We start from the raw sequence: 16,640 nt of genomic DNA on the forward strand, positions 1-16,640 counted from the left end.
TGATTAACGTCATACCTGAAACAATCACCTTTTGTCTGTGATGCGCTTCACAACTCATGGTGTAGCGCCAGAATTGGAAGACACCTGTTTTGCACGTGTATTTTGGTCGTGTCCTGAAACGATTCGGCTCATTCAGGCTGAGGAGCCAGTTCAGAGTGACAACCGGCTTGACCATTGGGCGAAATGCCGAAAGGGTCGCCGCAAACAAGAAAACCCGGAGCAGGCATGGCCAAGACACCCCCGCCCTTTGCCCCTTTTGAATGGAAAATCGCCTGGCGATATCTGCGCGCGCGCAGGGCCGAAGGCGGTGTCAGCGTGATGACATGGATATCACTGATCGGGATCACACTTGCCGTGTTTGCCCTGATCGCTACGCTGGCTGTTCGTTCAGGTTTTCGCTCTGAATTTGTTGGCACCATTCTGGGTGCCAATGCGCATGTGACGGTCTATTCCTCGGGTGAATTTGACGCTCAGGGCCGGGTGGATCGAACAATTGGCGACTACAAGGAACGCACCGACCGCATAGCGCAGGTGCCCGGAGTTGAGCGTGCCGCACCGCTGGTGAAGGGGCAGGTGCTGATCACCAATCGCGACAGCAGCAGCGGGGTCGAGGTGTTTGGCATCCGACCCGATGATCTGCTCGACCTGCCGGGTATCGCGCAGGCGGAACAGGCGGCGGGGGACCTGTCGGACTTCCAGACGGGTGAGGATGTCATCGCCATTGGATCGGGTGTGGCCCGCAGCATCGGGGCCACTGTCGGGGATGTGGTCAAACTGACCTCGCCCAACGGGGTCAAAACCGCCTTTGGCACGTCGCCGCGCGTGAATGCCTATCGCGTTGTCTATGTGTTTTCGGCCGGTCGCTATGACATCGACCGCACCCGCGTCTACATGCCGTTTTCGCAGGCGCAGGGCTTTTTCAACCGTGAAGGTGTGGCGGATGAGATAGAAGTGATGGTGGACAAGCCCGAAGACCTTGGCCCGATCCTGATTCCCATTCTTGAGGCGTCGGGCGAGCGCAGCCAGATCTGGACATGGCAGGACGCATCCGGCGGCTTTCTGCGCGCGCTCGAGGTTGAGGATAATGTGATGTTCATCATCCTGTCGATCCTCGTTCTGATTGCTGCGATGAACATCGTTTCGGGCCTGATCATGCTGGTCAAGAACAAAGGGCGCGATATCGGTATCCTGCGCACGATTGGCCTGAGCGAAGGATCGGTTCTGCGTGTCTTTTTCATCTGCGGTGCGTTCACCGGCCTGATCGGCACTGCAATGGGGGTTATCCTGGGATGCCTCTTTGCAATCTACATTGATCCGATTTTCTCATTCGTAAACTACGTGATGGGCGGTGGCGTGTGGGATCCGTCGATCCGTGGCATCTACGCCCTGCCGGCCGAACTGCATCTGAGCGATGTGCTCAAGGCGACGGGCCTGTCGCTTGGCCTGTCATTCATCGTCACCTATTTCCCCGCCCGCCGCGCGGCGCGGCTGAACCCGGTCGAGGCGCTGCGCTATGAATGATGTCACCTTGCGACTGAACGGTCTGACCAAGACCTACCTCAAAGGCACACCGGGCGAGGTGCAGGTTCTGCGCGGGGTCGACCTCGAACTGCGCGCGGGTGAGGCTGTGGCCATGGTTGCGCCGTCAGGGGCGGGTAAATCGACGCTTCTGCACATCGCCGGTCTGCTGGATAGGCCTGACAACGGAACCGTGGAAATCGGGGGGCAGAATGTGAACGGCAAGGGCGACCGAACCAGAACGGCGTTGCGTCGGCAGGATATCGGGTTCGTATATCAGTTCCATCACCTGCTGCCCGAGTTTACGGCGCTGGAAAACATCACATTGCCGCAACTGGCCAATGGCGCGTCCGAAAAAGCTGCTCAGGCACGGGCATTGGACTTGCTGGACCGTGTGGGCGTCGCCCCGCGCGCCAGCCACCGTCCTGCGGCGCTGTCAGGCGGTGAACAACAACGCGTGGCTTTTTGCCGGGCGCTTGCCAACGCGCCGCGTGTTTTGTTGGCGGACGAACCGACAGGCAATCTGGACCCTGAAACTTCGGATCAGGTGTTCGATGCGCTGATGAAACTTGTGAGGGACGACGGTTTGTCGGCGTTGATCGCGACCCACAACCTCGAACTGGCGGCGCGCATGGATCGCATGGTCCGGCTTGAGGGTGGCGTGCTCAGGCCAGTTGAGTGATTGCAACACCGATGGCCATGACCGCGATACCTCCTGCCCGCATCAGGGTGAGGGGTGCAACCTGCGCGCCGAACAGGCCGAAGTGATCGATTGCCGCGGCACTGATCAATTGCCCCAACAGGACAAAGAACACGGCGTTTCCCACACCGAAATGCGGGGCGACATGGGTGATCGACAACACATAGAATGCAATCAGGATGCCAGCGAACAACAGGTGTTTCGGGGCCTGCGCAACCTTGGTCAAGGCTGCAAAACCGGGAAACAACAGCATGGTCAGCACCGAGGCGGCCAGGGCAATTGCAAACAGCACCACAGCTGCCGTTGTCGGTGATCCAATGACCTTGCCAAGGGCCGCGTTAAGAGCGGCCAGTATCGGAATTCCAAATCCGGCGGCCAGCATGATGGCTGCGTATTGTGTCATTGCCCGAACCCTCTGCACCTGTTTCGTTGATCTGGATCATTGCGCCCATATGCCTGTCGGGCAACCCTGCAAATGTCAATTGTGACAGGAGGATACGATGTTCAAGGCAACGATCGGTATGCTGGTTCTCGGGGTTTCGGCTGCTGCCGCACAGGCTGCTTGGGCGCAGGATGCCGTGACCGGAGAGGAACTCTATTTGCATTACTGCGCGACCTGTCACGGGATTGACGCAACCGGGCAGGGGCCGATGGCCAGTGTGCTGGTTGTTCAGCCGTCCGATCTGACCGCATTGTCCAGCGAAAGCGGGGTGTTCCCGACCGCCCGCGTTGTCGCCCGCATCGACGGCAGGGATCCGCTGGTCAGCCATGGCAGCCCGATGCCGGTCTATGGCCCTTATTTCGACGGGCAGGACACATCCATGAAAACACCGGAAGGTCAGCCGATCCTGACCAGCCAGCCGATCGTTGATCTGGTGGCATATCTGGAAACCCTGCAGCGCGCCCGGAACTAACTGCAAATCCCCTCGATCCTGGCTTCGCTCCACGGGATCAGGACCGGGCGCTCGCGCCCCTGTTCCGGCAAGGGCGACAGATCAAAATGGGCACCCAGCATGTCATGAAGTCTTTTGGTGCGCTTGGCCTGAGGGGCCAGCGCGCGACAGCACACATATTCTTCGACGATCGCGCCCTGCTGTTCGAACCCGTAGGTCAGAAAATCCGGAGAAGTTTCGAGGTCGAACAGATACGGATCCCTTCGGCCCCCATGTTCCGCCGCAGCGCGCAGGGGATGGTAACCCGTGGTCCGGCGATTCTGCCATTGCCAGACATGCGTCAGCTCATGGGCCAAAAGCATCGCGGCCAGCAGGTTCATCTGATCCGGAAATTCCGACATATAGTCCTCCAGATACCAGTCGCGGGCAAAGTAGACTTTGTTGAACAGGGCCACGGCGGCAGGTTTGCCCGTCACCGGCCCGGGGTCCACCGGGGGCAGAATGCGCTCGCGGCAGGCCAGTCGCGGGCGTTCTTCGCGGAAATACGTCACGTTGGTAACCGGGGCACCTTCGACCAGACGGATGTGATCCAGTTCCAGGGTTTCCCCTTGAATGGTTTCCGCAAAATCGCGCTCCTGCTCAGTCAACTCACGACCGCAGGCGGCCAGCAACAAAAGTGAAGCAATGAATACACGCAGAACCATAAGTTGAATCTTATTCCGCTGCGGGTATTCCGCAAACCGTTTTCACAGACTCATGGCCAGAACCCGGCTGATTTCCGTAAGTGATCGCCCGGACTGACCCATCCATGTATTAAAGGCGTTCTGAACCGCCTCCATCGCTTTCTTCGAGGTGGCAGGCTTGTCGATCACACCTTCAGCAATCAGCCGGGCGGTGACATCCTGAGACAGAATGAAACTGTCCCGCCCGGCAAACCGCATTGCGTACTGCGCCGAAGCGCCGCCCAGTCGGGCCCCGCGTTTTGCCAGCATTGCCAGAAGGTTGACGTAGTCATCAGATGGCCAGCCGCCTAACACTTTACCCGCGCCGCCTTCCTCACGCAGTTCAAGCAAGAATGCAGCGTTATCCCGTACAGCCGCGATCTTGGTTCCATTCCTTACGATGCGCGTATCCTGCAAAAGGGTGTCAAACTTCTCATCATCCATGAACGCGCATCGCCCCACGTCGAACCCGTTAAAGGCTGTTTCGAACCCGTCCCATTTGTTTTCGATGACTTTCCAGTTGAAACCGGCCTGAAAGATGCATTTCGTGATGACCGACAGCCAGCGATCCTCGGGCATCGCTGCCAGTTCCGCGGGGGTTTTCGGTTTGCTCAGTTTTGCGTCCAGTGCTTCTGGACCGCCGTGGCGCGCGGCTGCGATTTCAAAGATTTCGTCAAACGTTCGCATCTGTCTAACCTTGATGTTGCCCGACATTGAATGTTTATCTTTTGTTCTTGTTTGGCAACGAAAAATCTGACCTCTCCCAGATTTGATGCAGTCCCCCGAATAATAGGATTCGCAGAAAAATGCGGATTTTCGAAAGAAGTTCTCGACAAAAGGTGGCAAAATGTTTTCTGATTGACTCGTCAGTCAACGTCCCGTCTTAGCGAAATGGAACAAGGGTAAGCCGGGTTGGATGCGTAAAGGGAGCCGGGAGGGGGGAACAATCTGGCAGAAAGATCTTTTCCACAATTTGGAAACGGATCACTGTTCTTTTCCAGCCAAATTTGTGCATGCTGCGGCATGGCATTGTCATCAGACAGAAAGACCGGCGGGAGAATCCTTGCCGGGATGGGCAAAACAAATATGACAGGGAGTTAAGTCCATGAAAAAACTAAGTGTAAGCCTAATGGCTCTGAGCGTTGCAGGCGCAGCGCAGGCGGCGGATATGGGTGCCGTGGATGAACCGATCAAATTGGCGATCAACGAATGGACCGGCCAGCATGTCACCACGCATGTGGCGGGAGAGATGCTCAAGGCTGCCGGGTACAACGTCGAATATGTGACCGCGGGCATGATGAACCAGTTCCAGGCGCTGGCCGATGGCGACATCGACGCGACACTGGAAATCTGGTCTTCCAACGTTTCCGATGAATACGCCAAGAAAATCGGTGAAGGCACTGTGGTTGAAATCGGTGATCTGGGTCTGGATGCCAAGGAAGGCATCGCATACCCGGCGCATGTGGCCGATCTGTGCCCGGGCCTGCCCGCATGGGAAGCGCTGAAAGATTGCGCTCAGGTCTTTGCGACGGCGGAAACTCTGCCCGGTGGTCGTCTGGTCGACTACCCGGCCGATTGGGGTACTCCGGGCGCCGATCGCATGACCGGTTTGGAATTGCCGTTCAAAGCCGTACCAGCAGGGTCCGAAGGGGCGCTGATCGCGGAATTGCGCGCCTCGACCGAACGCAAATCGCCGCTGCTGATCACTTTCTGGCAGCCGCATTGGGCGATGTCGGCCTATGACGTTCAGTTCGTCGAACTGCCCGCCGGTGAAGAGGCGTGCTTTAGTGATCCGGCCTGGGGCCCGAACCCGAACGCTGTCAATGACTGCGACTTCTCGCCCTCGCGCATCTTCAAGGCCGGCTGGAGCGGTATGGAGGAGAAATGGCCAGCAGCCTTTGAAATCCTGACCAATTATCAGCTGGCGGTTGAAGATCAGCAGCCGATGATGGGCGCGATCGACGTTGACGGCGGAAAGGTCGAAGAAGTTGTCGCCGCTTGGATGGCCGAAAACGAAGGCAAGTGGCGTCCGGTTGTTGACGCGGCAACCCAGTGAGCCCGCGTAAGTGACGGACACGACTATGCCAGCCATCGCCTGCCGGAATCTCTGGCAGGTGTTTGGCCCCGGCGCTGACAAAGCCCTGACCGACGCGCTGTCTCGGTCAGGGAATGACGCCGACAAGGCTGCCGCCGCCCTTCGGGAACAGGGGCTGATCCCCGCCGTTCAGGATGCCAATTTCGAGGTTCAGGAAGGTGAACTTTTCGTCATCATGGGCCTGTCGGGCTCGGGCAAATCCACGCTGATCCGCTGCATCTCGCAGCTGTTGCCGGGCACAGGTGGTGAGATTCGGGTGGACGGCGAAAATGTCATCGGAGCCTCGAAGAAGGCGCTGACAGAGTTGCGCCGCAAAAAACTGGGCATGGTGTTCCAGCATTTCGGCCTGTTCCCGCATATGACCGTTTCCGAAAACGTGGCCTATCCGCTGCGCGTGCAGGGTGTGGGCAAGAAGGAACGGCTGGCGCGCGCACAGGAGGTGATCTCACTGGTCGGTTTGGAAGGGCGCGAAGACAGCTTTCCGCGCCAGCTTTCAGGTGGCCAGCGCCAGCGTGTGGGCATTGCCCGCAGTCTTGCCGTAAACCCTGACATCTGGTTTCTGGATGAACCGTTCTCGGCCCTCGACCCATTGATCCGCCGCCAGTTGCAGGATGAATTCCTGCGCATTCAGGCGACACTGAAGAAATCCATCGTCTTTATCACTCATGACATTCAAGAGGCGCTGAAGCTGGCCGACCGCATCGCCATCATGCGCGACGGCAAGATTGTTCAGATCGGAACGCCCACAGATATCGTGTTGCGTCCGGTGGATGATTACGTGCGCGAATTCTCGAAAGATGTCGCCAAAGGTCAGCACGCCAAGGTCGCCTCGGTGATGCGGAGCGAGGCAGAATGTGGCCCGGATGATCCCGGCCTCACCACCTCGATGACGCTGGACGCAGCCCTTGCGCATTGCATGGAGCTGTATGAACCCGTGCCCGTACGGGATGAGGCAGGTAATGTCGTCGGCACGGTGCATCCGTCCGATCTGGCCGCAGCTCTTCAGGTAGACGAGACATGACCGCCATAACCGACCTTCCGGCACGGCGTGGTGCGCAGTTGACGGCAGGTGCGAAGGCCGCCCTAATAACGGTTGTCGTCGGTGCAGTTTGCCTTGCGCTCGAGGGTGTCGCCCCGTGGCTGGTCAAGTGGCCCGTCGCGTGGGAATTGCCTGCAACCCAATGGGTTGGCGCGTTTCTGGACTGGTTTCTGAACCTGATCAAACCGGCAATGCGGCTGTTTTCGGACCTGATGACCCACCCAATGAACTGGGCGAATTTCGTGCTGGGCAATACGCCATGGCCCATCCTGATCGGGATCGTGACCGCGCTGGGCTGGTATCTGGGCGGCTTATCCATGGCCGCACTTGGCTTTCTGGGCCTCAGCTTTGTTTTGGCCTCGGGCTATTGGGCCGAAAGCATGAATACGCTGGCGCTTGTCGCCGTGTCTGTCCCTGTGGCGCTGGTCATTGGGGGCGGTATCGGCATCCTCGCCAACGAAGTGCCAAAGGTGAAATCTTTTGTGCAGGCCGTGCTGGACATCATGCAGACGGTGCCAACCTTCGCTTATCTGACACCGCTGCTGCTGCTGTTTGGGTTTGGTCCTGTTGTTGGTCTGATTGCTTCGGCCATCTATGCCGCACCGCCCATGGCGCGCAATGTGATGCTGGGGCTGGAACGGGTAGAGCCTGAGATCAAAGAGGCGGCCATCATGTCTGGCGGCACTCGGTTCCAGCAACTGTTCCAGGTCGAAATCCCTGCCGCCACCACTCAGATTATGGTCGGTGTGAACCAATGCCTGATGGCTGCTCTGTCGATGGTTATCATCGCCGCCGTCATCGGCGGGTTCAACGATATCGGCTGGGAGGTTCTGCTGACCATGCGCAAGGCGCAGTTCGGCGAATCGCTGATGGCGGGTCTGGTTATCGTGGTCTTTGCGGTGGTGATCGACCGGATGAGCGGTACTTTGGCGACCGAGCGTAAACGCTATGACAGCCGCGTTGTCTGGGCGATGCTGGGCTTTGCTGTTGTCTTCACTGCGGCCTTCCGGGCGTGGTTGCCAAACCCTGCGGAATTGACCCTGCTGGACCCGATGGCCGAGATCGTGGACAGCGGCCTGACCGCGTTCACGCAGGCCAACGGCCAGTGGCTGGACGCCCTCAAGAACAACTCATTGTTCTATGTACTGCTACCGCTTCGGATCGGGCTGGATCAGGCGGTGCTGCCCTTCACATGGGGTTTCCAGTGGACGTCGAGCATGAGCTATGGCCTGTTCGCGGCCGGTGCCGGGATTGCGCTGTTGATGGCGTGGCGCGGGCGGCTGACTGGCGGGCTGGTCGTTCTGATCCTGATCGGAATGCTGGAAACCGGCATCGCGAACCTGCCCTGGCCCTTTGTCCTGACCGGCGCTGCCGCGCTGGGCTGGGTCGCCGGGGGCTGGCGTCTGGCCGCGCTCTGCGTGGGGCTGCTCTGCACCATCCTCGTCTCGGGCCTGTGGGAAAGGGCGCTGCTGTCGCTTTATCTTAGCGGTGCAGCAGTGTTTACCTGCGCTTTGGCAGGGGGGCTGATCGGTCTTGCCAGCGCGGTATGGCAGCCTGTGTGGAACGTGGTTCGCCCGATCTGCGATATGTTGCAGACGATCCCCCTGTTCGTGTTCCTGATCCCGGTGCTGATGGTGTTCCAGATTGGTGAGTTCTCGGCCTTTCTGGCGATCTGTGCGTATGCGATTGTCCCGATGATCCGCTACACACGGCACGGGCTGGTCAATACACCGGATGAGATGATGGAGGCCGCAATTTCAAGCGGTGCGACCGAGTGGCAGATCATGCGCGATGTGCGGGCGCCTTATGCGGCCCCGACCATCCTTCTGGGGCTGAACCAGACCATCCTTTACGCCTTCGCCATGCTGGTCATCGCGGCACTGATCGGGACCACCGGTCTGGGCCAGTCGATCTATCTGGCGCTGGGTCAGGCGGATGTGGGGCTTGGTATTTCGGCCGGAGCTGCGATGGCGATTCTGGCACTGATCGCAGACCGCATCGTGCAGGGCTTTGCCGAAGAACGCCGCGCGGCGCTTGGGCTGTAATACAGGGCAGGGGCGGTGCGTCCGCCCCTGCGGCCCAACTTGATTTCGGGCAAGGACGTCGCTGTCCTCCCAGTCTAGACCGACCCCAACACGTTTGGAGAATATCATGACCGGTTGGGGCCTGTTCCTTGCAGCACTCATCGTTTTCCTGCTCAGCCATGCAATTCCTGTACGGCCCACCGTGCGGGGTTGGCTGATCGGCACGCTCGGCCGCCGGGGGTATTTCGCGGCCTATTCACTTCTGTCTTTGGCCGTGCTGGCATGGCTGATTGTTGCCGCTGCAAACGCCCCCTATGTCGAGGTCATTCCGCCGTTCGCAGTCTTGCGCTGGGTGCCGATACTGATCATGCCCGTGGTGTGCTGGCTGGCTGTGACCGGGCTTGCGATCCAGAACCCGTTTTCTTTCGGAGGGATGGGCAACAGGTCCTTTGACCCCGAACACCCCGGTATTCTGCGCACCACCCGCCACCCGATCCTTGCCGCGCTGCTGTTGTGGTCCTTGGCGCATCTTCTGGCCAATGGAAGCCTGTCACATGTGATTCTGTTCGGCCTGTTTGCCGGATTTTCTGTTATGGGCATGGACCTGATCGACAGGCGTAAATCGCGTGAGATGGGCTTTGAATGGGTCCGGTTGTCGCGAAATACGGCGCGGTTCTCACTGCGCTTACCGCGTCCATGGCCACGCCCTTGGATCTGGCTAACCGCACTGGCCGCTTACGCGGTTCTTCTTCACCTGCACGCACCTGTGATCGGTCTGTCGCCGCTGCCTTGACTGGGGGAGTGGTCGGGCAGCACCTTGCGTGCTATTTGAAACGTCACAATCGATTTACAAGAGGTCCAAGATGCATCTGGCCTATGTCACCACCACCGACCGCGGCGCGACGGATCGCCTGCTCAGCGCTGTTGCTGAACGTCTGCTGGCGTCTGGCGCGAAACTGGCCGGTGTCGTGCAAACGAACACGGAATGTACCGACAGCAGCAAGTGCGACATGGATGTCCGCGTGTTGCCGGATGGTGAAACCATCCGAATCTCACAATCACTGGGCACCCAGTCGCGCGGCTGCCGTCTGGACCCGGCAGCGCTGGAACAGGCGGTGGGATATGTGACCGCCTCTCTTGCGAACGCACCGGACCTGCTGATTATCAACAAATTCGGCAAACATGAATCCGATGGGCGCGGTTTTCGCCCCGTAATCGGCGAAGCACTGGCGCTGGATATTCCGGTGCTGGTCGGCGTGAACGGGCTGAACGCCGAAAAGTTCAACACCTTCGCCGAAGGTGCGGCCGAAGAGCTGCCTGCGGATTTGGACGACATCGTAGGCTGGTTCAACCGCATAGCGCAGATGCGCCCGGCTGCGGAATAGGCGCGCACTCGACCGACGCGTTGATCTGAACGTCATGACATGCGGTGGCGAAGGCCACGCGGCACCTTTCGTTCACAATCCGGTCGCGTTAGCGCCGGGTTAAGATGTGTAAAACGGATCAGATCTGTCGCATCTGAGAATGGCGGCAGACCAACAGCAATAACATAGCTGCCAGACAATAACGCAGTGCAGGACACGCGTCCTGACCATCTTCGAAATATGTTGGAAAGATGGTGGGCGACCCTGGAATCGAACCAGGCGTGCGTCTCCGCGAGGGAGTTACAGTCCCCTGCCACACCTTGCGGCCTGTCGCCCACTGTCAGGCGTTGCACCTGACGTGGAGGCGTGATTACTAGCGCACCAAAGGAGCGTCAACAGGAAAATTTCCCTTTGGCGCAGGAAACCGAATTCCCGGCCCGGAGGCCCTTGAAATGAAGAAACCCAAATGGGTCGTCGAAAAGGAACAGGCGCGCAAAGCTGCTGCTGCGGAAACAGTCTGGCTGTTTGGCCTGCACGCGGTTCGCGATGCGCTGATGAACCCAAAACGGCAAAAACTACGCCTGATGGTGACGCGGAATGCGTGTGACAAACTGGCGGAAGCTATTGAATTTGCGGGGATCGAGGCCGAGATGGTCGACCCGCGCAAGTTTTCTGCGCCCATCGATTCTGGATCCGTGCACCAGGGCGCGGCGCTGGAGGTCAAGCCGTTGGAATGGGGCAGTCTGGCAGATAACTGCATCGGTCGCGAAAACCCTCGCGTCATTCTGCTGGACCGGGTCACCGACCCGCACAATGTCGGGGCGATTCTGCGCTCGGCCGAAGTTCTGGGGGCCAGTGCTGTGATCGGCACACGCCACCATTCCGCGCCCGAGACCGGGGCACTGGCAAAAACCGCCAGCGGTGCGCTTGAGCGGCAGCCTTATCTGCGGGTGCGCAACCTTGCGGACGCGATTGTCGAGCTTCAGGGCATGGGCTTTCTGGTCCTTGGGCTGGACGGAGAAGCCGACATGACAATCGAAGGTGCGCTAAGCGATGGCCGTGACCGCCCTGTCGCGCTTGTGCTGGGCGCGGAAGGTCCGGGCTTGCGGCAGAAGACAAAGGAAACCGTGGATCAGTTGGTTAAAATTGACGCAGCCGGGGGATTTGGTTCGCTGAACGTCTCAAATGCTGCGGCAATCGCCTTATATGCGTCGCGACCCTGAGCAAAGGAGAGCGTCATTCCCGGTCCTGCCAAAATCGCGACCTGCTGCTATTGCGGCACCCGGGCTGCCTTGATCCTGAAAGGCAAGGAACGGCACGAGCTTAGCTGCTCCAGCTGTGGAGCGCCGCTGCACAACCTGAAGATGCTGCCCGCGCGGAAAGTACACAAACCCGAACCGCTGCGCGTAGCTGTGTCTCATGCTGCCCCTCGGAAAGCAAAGCGCAAAAAGAGGAAGAAGACCATGCTTGCTCGCGTGTTCGACGAAGCATGGGACGTGATCGAAGACATCTTTGACTAAGTTTCAACTGGCGAACACTCGTTCACATCCGCGTCAACAGGGGTTCCGAAAAACGCGAAAAGTTGCATGTTGATAGTCTTGAATATGCAGATTCCCAAATGACGATGCTGAACCGACGTACTCTTCTTTGCTCGCTGAGCACTGTATTGCTGGCTCCTGCCGTGTTTGCGCAGGACAACCCCGTGTACTACGCCACTGACGGTGTGGCGTTGGCGGGGTATGATCCCGTGTCCTATTTTGACAGCGACGCGCCTTCAAAAGGGGCACCCGAAAACGCGGTCATGTGGAAGGGCGCCCGGTGGCATTTCAAATCGCAGGCAAATCGCGAGCTCTTTGAAGGCAACCCGCGCGCCTTTGCGCCGCAGTTCGGTGGTTATTGCTCGTACGGGATGGCGATGGGTGTGTTGAAAAGCACGGATCCGAATGCGTGGCAGGTGGTCGATGGGCGTCTTTACCTGACGCATTCACCCGCGGTCGAGGAAATCTGGCAGCAGAATCAAACAGGATACATTGCGATGGCAGAAGAAAACTGGCCCGCAATTCTCTATGGGGAGTAGGCAGGGTTCAGCTAATTGTGAAAAGTCATCACAAAAATGCGCCACCCCTCTTTTTTTTAACGGATCCATGCTTAAATGTCACAGTGACCGCGGAACGGAACTGCCGCGGGTCATTTCACTGTCCCTCGTTCCAACAACTGGCGCCCAAGCATTCTTGGGCGCTTTTTTCTTTTTGGAACCCTGTTAAGGATAGGGCATGCCAGACTATTCCGATCAGTACCTCAAGGCCATTTTGCAACGCACCAAGACGGTGGCCGTTGTCGGCGTTTCCATGAACCCGGTGCGACCCAGCTATTACGTGGCGCGCTATTTGTCGCTGAAAGGGTTCAAGGTGATTCCCGTCAATCCGGGCCACGCGGGTAAGGACCTGTTTGGTCAGACGGTTCGCGGCAGCCTGTCAGAGATCTCCGAGCCTGTGGACATGGTGGACATTTTCCGGCGGTCCGAGGCTGTGCCACCCATTGTGGATGAGGCGCTGGACGCTTTCCCGTCGCTTGGTACGATCTGGATGCAGATTGGCGTGGAACACCCTGAAGCGGCGGCAAAGGCCCAGGCCCGTGGCGTGGATGTGGTGATGAACCGCTGCCCCAAGATCGAATATCAACGCCTGTTTGGCGAATTGCGCATGGGCGGATTTTCGACCGGGATCATTTCGTCCAAGCTTTAGGGTTTGGCGGGGACGTAAGGTTTCAACCGCGCCACCTGTTCCTTCCGCCGCTTTTCCAGCACCACGTCGCGCGGAACCCAGTCATACCGGGTATCCTCGACCAGCGGAGACCAGAACAACACGCCGCCATAACGCCACGGGTCCAATACGACACCGTCATACAGCGTCGCACCTTTACCGCTGATGATTGCGGTGCTGTGGTCGATCCGCGTCGGGTTGTCCGCGTTTGCAATGGCACGGTGCAGCTCCAGTGTCCGGAAGTTTTCCTGTTTCAGCCGCCGCTCGATATCCTCGGCCCAATGCCAGCACAGCCCACGCGGGCGCAGCCCCTTGTTGACCTTCATGTTATGGATCAGGGGCGGGTCTGTGATCTGGTATTCCTCGACCAGCTGAGCGGTATAGGCGTAAGCAATTCCCGCTGCGCGTCGGGCCTCCTCAGGGTCGATATCCGGGCCAAGGCCCTGAATCTCCGTGGCGAGCCGCTGCACCTCATCCCCGGTCGAGCGCGGCGGCGCGGCGCAGCCAGCGACGATGGCAAGGGTTGCCACAAGCATCAAAATTCGGATCATAACGCGCCTTCGCCCTGACAGTCTGGCATCCGAGTATAACGGCCCAGGAGCCAGTGCGGAACCCGGACGTTACCCTTTGGGGCGGGCAGCTTTTTCAGCGATACCGCTGGTGCCCTGACGGCGGCCCAGCTCGGCCAGAACATCATCCAGCGCCACGTCCCGCGCGGCCAGCATGACCAGAAGGTGATACAACACGTCCGCCGCTTCCGAGGTCAGCTTAACCTGATCCCCTTTTACGGCTTCGATGATGGCCTCTATGGCCTCTTCACCGAATTTCTCGGCGCATTTCTCAGGGCCTTTCGCAAGCAGCTTGGCCGTCCAGCTGCTTTCGGGATCAGCCCCCTTGCGTGCCTCGATCGTGGTGGCCAGATCGTGCAAGATGCTCATGTCAGCCTCATGGGGATGCCAGCGGCGGCCATATGTTCCTTGGCCTCGCGGATGGTGTATTCGCCGAAATGGAAAATCGATGCCGCCAACACGGCGCTTGCACCGCCCTTGGTGACGCCCTCGACCAGATGGTCCAAAGTACCAACACCGCCCGAGGCGATCACGGGCACATCCACCGCGTCGGAAATGGCGCGGGTCAGCGGCAGGTTGAACCCGGATTTGGTGCCGTCGCGGTCCATCGAGGTCAGCAGGATTTCACCGGCCCCCTTGGAGACCACGGTTCTGGCAAAGGCAACCGCATCAATGCCGGTGGGTTTGCGCCCACCATGGGTAAAGATTTCCCACTTGCCGGGGCTGACGGTCTTGGCGTCGATGGCGCAGACAATGCACTGACTGCCGAACTGATCTGCCGCTTCGGCAATCACATCCGGATTGGCAACCGCGGCCGAGTTGAAGCTGACCTTGTCCGCCCCCGCCAGCAGCAAGGCGCGCACATCGTCTTTTGTTCGCACCCCACCGCCCACGGTCAGCGGCACGAAACACTGTTCCGCCGTACGCTGCACCACATCGAACATGGTGCCGCGATTCTCGTGGGTCGCGTGAATGTCGAGAAAGCAGATCTCGTCCGCTCCGGCAGCATCATAGGCCTTGGCCGATTCCACCGGGTCGCCTGCATCGCGCAGTCCCACGAAATTCACGCCTTTGACCACTCGGCCATCGGCAACATCAAGGCAGGGAATGATCCGGGTTTTCAGCATAGGATATCCTTTATGGGCGCACCTCTAGCGGCAAAGCCCTGCCGATGCCAGACTTGTGATTGTGAGAGGTCTCAATTCTGTGAAAACTGGGGTGAATTTCACAGAAGGAATATCGATATGCGTAGACTGATACTGGCTTGTGTTTTTTCAATCGGAGGCGCGCTGACCGCAATGGCAGATGATCTGATCAAGGTTCAAACCGACAAATCCGTGGCCGAGGCGCTGGACGCGCTGGAAGCCGCCGTCGGAAATGCAGGTGCAACCGTGTTTGCCCGCATCGACCACGCGGCCGGGGCGGAAAAGATCGGTACGTCCATTCCTGCCAATCAGGTGCTGATCTTCGGCAACCCGGCGCTGGGTACGCCAGCCATGCAGATCGATCCGCGCGCCGGGCTGTTTCTGCCTCTCAAGGTGCAGGCGTACGAAGACTCCAATGGCCAGGTCTGGCTGATCTATGAAGACCCGAAAGAGACATTGGACGACCTGAACGATGTCGACAAATCACCGGTCATCGAAAAGATGCGCGGTGCACTGGCCAAGCTGACCGCCGCAGCCGCGCAATAACCGATCACGACAGGGCGCGGATGGCCTCGGCCAGGTCAATTGCGCCATCATAAAGCGCCCGGCCTGAAATCGCGCCGTTCAGCGCAACGCCGCAATCGCGCAGGGCGATCAGGTCGTCCAGCGAACTGACACCGCCCGAGGCGATCACCGGGATGGAAACGGCTTGTGCCAGGGCAGCGGTCGCTTCGATGTTCGGGCCCTGCATGGCACCGTCGCGATTGATATCGGTGTAGATGATTGCCGCAACGCCCGCGTCTTCGAAACTACGGGCCAGATCGGTGACCTGAACGTCGGTCTCTTCGGCCCAGCCCTTGGTGGCCACCATGCCGTTGCGTGCGTCGATGCCGACGGCGACCTTGCCGGGAAAGGCTTTGGCTGCTTCGCGGACAAGGTCGGGGTTTTCGACAGCGACAGTGCCCAAAATGACCCGTGCCAGCCCTTTCTCGATCCAGGTTTCGATCGTGGCCATGTCGCGGATGCCACCACCCAGTTGCGCAGGCACCTTGCACGCTTTCAGAATTGCCTCAACCGGTGCTGCGTTGACCGGCTCGCCTGCGAATGCACCGTTCAGGTCGACCAGATGCAGCCATTCGCACCCCGCCTCGACAAAGGCACGGGCCTGAGCGGCCGGGTCTTCGTTGAACACGGTGGCCTTGTCCATTTCACCACGCAGCAGGCGTACGGCCTGGCCGTCTTTGAGGTCGATGGCGGGGTAGAGGATCATGTCGGGCGGCCCTATATCACTGTTACACGCGCGGGATATCGCACAAGCAGGGCAGGGGATGCAACGCGACGCTGGGTCATTCTTGCCCGCCGCCCATTAGCGGGTCAGACTGCCCACAAAACAGGGAGAAAATCATGAAGACTTCTACTCTTTCAGCGGGCTTGATGCTGCTTGCTACAGCTGCTTTTGCAGACGATCCGGTTGACGGCCTGTGGAAAACCGCGCCGGGCGACACGGGTGGCTATCTGCATGTGACGATTTCCGAATGCGGTAGTGCGATCTGCGGCACCATCGACAGCGCGTTCGACGCGGATGGCAACCAGCAGCTGGAATATGAGAACCTTGGCAAAAAGATCATCTGGGACATGGTCCCCGAAGGGGGCGGCAGCTATGACAGCGGTAAGATCTGGGCCCCCGACCGGGACAAAACCTACAACTCGAAAATGTCTCTGGACGGCCAGAACAAGCTGACCGTCAAGGGCTGCGTGGCGGGCGGTCTGATCTGTCGCGGGCAAACCTGGACGCGGGTTCAGTAAGCC

Annotated in this window: 21 protein-coding genes and 1 tRNA gene; 14 read left to right on the forward strand and 8 right to left on the reverse strand. The window is 59.2% G+C overall.

What is annotated here, in order from left to right:
• Positions 1-225 precede the first annotated feature (225 nt).
• Positions 226-1,521 carry a lipoprotein-releasing ABC transporter permease subunit gene (locus ACR0M3_RS06660; RefSeq protein ID WP_480910021.1) on the forward strand — a complete coding sequence of 432 codons (1,296 nt, stop codon included), beginning with the start codon at positions 226-228 and terminating at the stop codon, positions 1,519-1,521.
• The gene (locus tag ACR0M3_RS06665) at positions 1,514-2,200 is read left to right on the forward strand and encodes an ABC transporter ATP-binding protein (RefSeq protein ID WP_480481929.1); all 687 of its coding nucleotides are present in this window, start codon (positions 1,514-1,516) and stop codon (positions 2,198-2,200) included. Before ACR0M3_RS06660 ends, ACR0M3_RS06665 begins: the two co-directional genes overlap by 8 nt.
• On the opposite strand, the gene ACR0M3_RS06670 is transcribed toward ACR0M3_RS06665, so the two are convergent.
• Complete coding sequence (locus tag ACR0M3_RS06670; protein WP_480481927.1) at positions 2,184-2,621, reverse strand: DMT family transporter; 438 nt, start codon at positions 2,619-2,621, stop codon at positions 2,184-2,186. The genes ACR0M3_RS06665 and ACR0M3_RS06670 overlap by 17 nt on opposite strands.
• Positions 2,622-2,718: 97 nt before the next feature.
• Between ACR0M3_RS06670 and ACR0M3_RS06675 the strand changes: the two genes are divergently transcribed.
• A complete protein-coding gene (locus tag ACR0M3_RS06675; RefSeq protein WP_480582952.1) occupies positions 2,719-3,132 on the forward strand; it encodes a c-type cytochrome in 414 nt (137 codons plus the stop codon).
• Here ACR0M3_RS06675 and ACR0M3_RS06680 read toward each other — a convergent pair.
• Both ACR0M3_RS06680 and ACR0M3_RS06685 read right to left on the reverse strand, forming a co-directional pair.
• A complete protein-coding gene (locus ACR0M3_RS06680; protein WP_480773173.1) occupies positions 3,129-3,815 on the reverse strand; it encodes a hypothetical protein in 687 nt (228 codons plus the stop codon). The genes ACR0M3_RS06675 and ACR0M3_RS06680 overlap by 4 nt on opposite strands.
• A 42-nt stretch (positions 3,816-3,857) precedes the next feature.
• Complete coding sequence (locus ACR0M3_RS06685) at positions 3,858-4,520, reverse strand: DNA-3-methyladenine glycosylase I (protein ID WP_480773174.1); 663 nt, start codon at positions 4,518-4,520, stop codon at positions 3,858-3,860.
• Positions 4,521-4,938: 418 nt separating this feature from the next.
• On the opposite strand from ACR0M3_RS06685, the gene ACR0M3_RS06690 reads away from it, so the two are divergent.
• The 5 genes from ACR0M3_RS06690 (at position 4,939) to ACR0M3_RS06710 (ending at position 10,376) form a co-directional block, all read left to right on the forward strand.
• Positions 4,939-5,889, forward strand: a complete 951-nt coding sequence (locus ACR0M3_RS06690; protein WP_209504562.1) for an ABC transporter substrate-binding protein — start codon at positions 4,939-4,941, stop codon at positions 5,887-5,889.
• A gap of 10 nt (positions 5,890-5,899) precedes the next feature.
• Complete coding sequence (locus ACR0M3_RS06695) at positions 5,900-6,949, forward strand: quaternary amine ABC transporter ATP-binding protein (RefSeq protein ID WP_480475875.1); 1,050 nt, start codon at positions 5,900-5,902, stop codon at positions 6,947-6,949.
• Positions 6,946-9,012 (forward strand): ABC transporter permease, encoded by a 2,067-nt coding sequence (locus ACR0M3_RS06700; protein WP_480910022.1) that lies wholly within the window; start codon positions 6,946-6,948, stop codon positions 9,010-9,012. The genes ACR0M3_RS06695 and ACR0M3_RS06700 overlap by 4 nt, the downstream gene beginning before the upstream one ends.
• A 106-nt stretch (positions 9,013-9,118) precedes the next feature.
• Positions 9,119-9,784, forward strand: a complete 666-nt coding sequence (locus ACR0M3_RS06705) for an NnrU family protein (RefSeq protein ID WP_480910023.1) — start codon at positions 9,119-9,121, stop codon at positions 9,782-9,784.
• 70 nt (positions 9,785-9,854) lie between these two features.
• Positions 9,855-10,376 (forward strand): DUF2478 domain-containing protein, encoded by a 522-nt coding sequence (locus ACR0M3_RS06710; RefSeq protein WP_480582967.1) that lies wholly within the window; start codon positions 9,855-9,857, stop codon positions 10,374-10,376.
• Between the two features lie 231 nt (positions 10,377-10,607).
• Here ACR0M3_RS06710 and ACR0M3_RS06715 read toward each other — a convergent pair.
• Positions 10,608-10,691, reverse strand: a tRNA-Tyr gene (locus ACR0M3_RS06715).
• Positions 10,692-10,807: 116 nt separating this feature from the next.
• Here ACR0M3_RS06715 and rlmB point away from each other — a divergent pair.
• The 4 genes from rlmB to ACR0M3_RS06735 all read left to right on the forward strand — a co-directional run bounded on the left by rlmB (position 10,808) and on the right by ACR0M3_RS06735 (position 13,099).
• Positions 10,808-11,578 carry a 23S rRNA (guanosine(2251)-2'-O)-methyltransferase RlmB gene (gene rlmB / locus ACR0M3_RS06720; protein WP_480582970.1) on the forward strand — a complete coding sequence of 257 codons (771 nt, stop codon included), beginning with the start codon at positions 10,808-10,810 and terminating at the stop codon, positions 11,576-11,578.
• Positions 11,579-11,593: 15 nt separating this feature from the next.
• A complete protein-coding gene (locus ACR0M3_RS06725) occupies positions 11,594-11,875 on the forward strand; it encodes a hypothetical protein (RefSeq protein WP_267363344.1) in 282 nt (93 codons plus the stop codon).
• A 98-nt stretch (positions 11,876-11,973) separates the two neighbouring features.
• Positions 11,974-12,432, forward strand: a complete 459-nt coding sequence (locus ACR0M3_RS06730) for a YHS domain-containing (seleno)protein (RefSeq protein ID WP_480899084.1) — start codon at positions 11,974-11,976, stop codon at positions 12,430-12,432.
• Positions 12,433-12,628: 196 nt separating this feature from the next.
• Entirely contained in the window at positions 12,629-13,099 is a 471-nt protein-coding gene (locus ACR0M3_RS06735) for a CoA-binding protein (RefSeq protein WP_480582975.1), read from the forward strand.
• On the opposite strand, the gene ACR0M3_RS06740 is transcribed toward ACR0M3_RS06735, so the two are convergent.
• From ACR0M3_RS06740 to hisF, 3 genes are all read right to left on the reverse strand, one after another.
• Positions 13,096-13,668: a hypothetical protein gene (locus ACR0M3_RS06740; RefSeq protein WP_480481908.1), complete on the reverse strand. Its 573-nt coding sequence runs from the start codon at positions 13,666-13,668 to the stop codon at positions 13,096-13,098. The genes ACR0M3_RS06735 and ACR0M3_RS06740 overlap by 4 nt on opposite strands.
• A gap of 69 nt (positions 13,669-13,737) precedes the next feature.
• Positions 13,738-14,055 carry a phosphoribosyl-ATP diphosphatase gene (locus ACR0M3_RS06745; RefSeq protein ID WP_267363287.1) on the reverse strand — a complete coding sequence of 106 codons (318 nt, stop codon included), beginning with the start codon at positions 14,053-14,055 and terminating at the stop codon, positions 13,738-13,740.
• The gene (hisF, locus tag ACR0M3_RS06750) at positions 14,052-14,813 is read right to left on the reverse strand and encodes an imidazole glycerol phosphate synthase subunit HisF (protein WP_209504552.1); all 762 of its coding nucleotides are present in this window, start codon (positions 14,811-14,813) and stop codon (positions 14,052-14,054) included. Before hisF ends, ACR0M3_RS06745 begins: the two co-directional genes overlap by 4 nt.
• A 117-nt stretch (positions 14,814-14,930) precedes the next feature.
• Here hisF and ACR0M3_RS06755 point away from each other — a divergent pair, with 117 nt between their 5' ends.
• Positions 14,931-15,377 carry a DUF302 domain-containing protein gene (locus ACR0M3_RS06755; protein WP_267363290.1) on the forward strand — a complete coding sequence of 149 codons (447 nt, stop codon included), beginning with the start codon at positions 14,931-14,933 and terminating at the stop codon, positions 15,375-15,377.
• Positions 15,378-15,381: 4 nt separating this feature from the next.
• On the opposite strand, the gene hisA is transcribed toward ACR0M3_RS06755, so the two are convergent.
• A complete protein-coding gene (gene hisA / locus ACR0M3_RS06760; protein WP_209504551.1) occupies positions 15,382-16,101 on the reverse strand; it encodes a 1-(5-phosphoribosyl)-5-[(5-phosphoribosylamino)methylideneamino]imidazole-4-carboxamide isomerase in 720 nt (239 codons plus the stop codon).
• A gap of 134 nt (positions 16,102-16,235) precedes the next feature.
• On the opposite strand from hisA, the gene ACR0M3_RS06765 reads away from it, so the two are divergent.
• Positions 16,236-16,637, forward strand: coding sequence for a DUF2147 domain-containing protein (locus ACR0M3_RS06765; RefSeq protein WP_480773178.1), 402 nt, complete (start codon positions 16,236-16,238; stop codon positions 16,635-16,637).
• Positions 16,638-16,640 lie beyond the last annotated feature (3 nt).

Source organism: Ruegeria sp. O5 (assembly GCF_056535105.1).